The following is a 2,653-nucleotide window of genomic DNA, read 5'->3' on the forward strand; positions in this document are numbered from 1 at the left end:
AACGGAGTCTAATCATGAACATTGTTGATCGGTTTATTTCTTACACCAAGGTGAATACTACAACAAATAGAGAAAATGGCGCAGCGGGGATTATGCCTTCATCGGAAGGTCAGCGAGTCCTCGCTTTACAATTAGTCGAAGAGTTAAAGGCGTTAGGTGTTGAAGATATCAAAATTCGCGATACTGCCATTGTTACCGCGACACTACCTTCTAACCTTGATTATGAGGTTCCTACCGTGGCTTTCTTTGGTCACTTAGATACCAGTGCAGAACAAACTAATGATACTAAAGCACAAATTTTACCTTATAAAGGTGGCGACCTTTGCTTAAACAAAGAACTTGAGATTTTTTTACGTCAAAGTGAATTCCCTGAATTAGAAAACTATATTGGTGACGATATCATCGTAACAGATGGTACTAGCTTATTAGGCGCTGACGACAAAGCGGCTATCGCCTCTATTATGGATATGTTGCAATATTTTAAACAACATCCAGAAGTCAAACACGGTACAGTTAAAATTGGTTTTGTACCCGATGAAGAGCAAGGTTTACGTGGTGCAAAAGCCTTTGATGTAACAGAATTCGGCGCAGACTTTGCTTATACCTTAGATTGTTGTGGTATTGGTGAACTTGTATATGAAAATTGGAATGCCGGTGATGTTGAAATAACCTTTATCGGAACCTCAGCACACCCTATGTCAGCAAAAGGTAAATTAAAAAACTCACTGTTAATGGCACATAAATTTATTGCGATGTTACCAGGCGGTGAAGCACCGGAATATACCGAAGGTCGTGAAGGTTATTATTGGGTTAAACAACTGGCGGGTAATAGCGCACGTACCGTATTAAAAATGGATGTGCGTGATTTCACAGAAGCAGGCTACGCCCATCGTATGGCATTTTTAAAACAACTTTCAGAGCAATGTGAAGCGTTATGGGGTGAAGGGACTGTTGTTTGTAAGCAAGCCGATCGTTATGCAAATGTCTTTAATAGTCTACAAGGTGAAAATCGATATCCTATCGATATTGCTATTGATGCTTATAAAGCCAATGGTATTACCCCTCGTCCAATCCCTATGCGGGGTGGCTATGATGGAGCAGCATTATCGCAAAAAGGATTACCTTGCCCTAATATCTTTACCGGGGCGCACAATTTCCACTCTATTTATGAATATCTTCCCGTTAAATCGCTTTATGCTGCCAGCGATGTATTGAAATCTGTCGTTAAGATCACCGCAGAGCGTTTTGCCCCCGGAGCTAAAGCATGATCCAAATTCTTGCGGTCTTAATTGTCGTTATTATTGTCGCTAGAATGATCTTAAAAGGATATAAAGCCGAGCCGGTTTTGTTAGTTGCTGGTTTAATCTTAATGGCACTAACAATGATATTTGGTTGGGGAGATATTCTGCCTAAAAATGTCAAAACAACCGGTATTAGCTGGCTAGATCCCTTTGAGGTTATGCGTGATCTCTTTAGTAGTCGTGCTGCAGATTTAGGTCTGATGATCATGGCACTCATGGGATTCGCCCATTATATGGATCATATTGGTGCTAATGAAGCTGTTGTACGTGTTGCAACTCGCCCATTGAAAAATATGCGCTCACCTTATGTGTTGTTATTTTTCTCTTTTTTACTCGCGAGTATTTTGCAACTTGCTATTCCATCAGCCACAGGATTGGCCGTTCTACTAATGGGTACCATGTTCCCCATTATGATAGGACTAGGTTTATCTCCAGCATCTGCTGCCGGTGTCATTGCAACTTCATTAGGCGTTGCTTACACGCCAACAGCGATTGATGCTATTCGAGGTGCAAAAGCGGTTGACTTAGGCGTGGTTGAGTATGTGCTTTACTACCAAGGTCCTGCAGCGATTGCAACTGTATTAGCTGTTGGTATTACCCATATCTTCTGGCAACGCCATTGTGATCGCAAAGCGGGCTTTGTACCCCAATTAGGAAAAATAGCAGAAGAAGCCAAAAGTGATAAAAATATCCCCGGCTTTTATGCCCTACTGCCAATGTTACCTATTATTATGGCAGTAAGTTCATCAAGCCTATTTGTTGAAGGTATTCACCTTGATGTCGTCACTATTGTATTAATTTCAATGGCAATTTGTATGCTGATTGAAACATTACGCTTACGTGATTTTAAATCAGTGTGTGCAGGCTTCCAACATTTTCTAAAGGGTATGGGTTCTGCATTTAGTAATGTTGTTGGACTATTAGTTGCCGCGGGTGTTTTTGCTCATGGTATTAAAGTCAGTGGTGCAATAGACAGCCTGATCGTTATGGCGGAATCTGTTGGTCTACCACCATTTGCAATGGCATTAGTGTTCGCTATCGTGACATTGGCTGCCGCAATTATTATGGGCTCAGGTAATGCACCTTTCCTTGCATTCGTTGAACTTATTCCACAAATTGCCCATAGCATGGGGGTTAATCCAATTGCAATGATTTTACCTATGCAGCAGGCATCACATATGGGACGCGGCATGTCTCCTGTGGCTGGCGTGATCATTGCGGTTTCCAGTGGAGCTAAATTGCAACCCTTTGATGTGGTAAAAAGAACCGCTGTTCCTCTTATGGTTGGTTTTGTTTTCCACTGCGCCATTATTGCTATATTTTATTATTAAGTAACTCGCCTGAAGCATTTA

Annotated in this window: 2 protein-coding genes; both read left to right on the top strand. The window is 41.5% G+C overall.

The genetic code is table 11. The features are described 5' to 3' along the window. Positions 1-14: 14 nt before the first annotated feature. Positions 15-1,268: a peptidase T gene (gene pepT / locus AACU95_RS11545; RefSeq protein WP_004245053.1), complete on the top strand. Its 1,254-nt coding sequence runs from the start codon at positions 15-17 to the stop codon at positions 1,266-1,268. After that, positions 1,265-2,632 carry a C4-dicarboxylate transporter DcuC gene (gene dcuC / locus AACU95_RS11550; protein ID WP_004245054.1) on the top strand — a complete coding sequence of 456 codons (1,368 nt, stop codon included), beginning with the start codon at positions 1,265-1,267 and terminating at the stop codon, positions 2,630-2,632. The genes pepT and dcuC overlap by 4 nt, the downstream gene beginning before the upstream one ends. Positions 2,633-2,653: the final 21 nt, after the last annotated feature.

Origin of the sequence: Proteus sp. G4415 (assembly GCF_963896075.1) — a bacterium.
Taxonomy (GTDB): domain Bacteria; phylum Pseudomonadota; class Gammaproteobacteria; order Enterobacterales; family Enterobacteriaceae; genus Proteus; species Proteus mirabilis.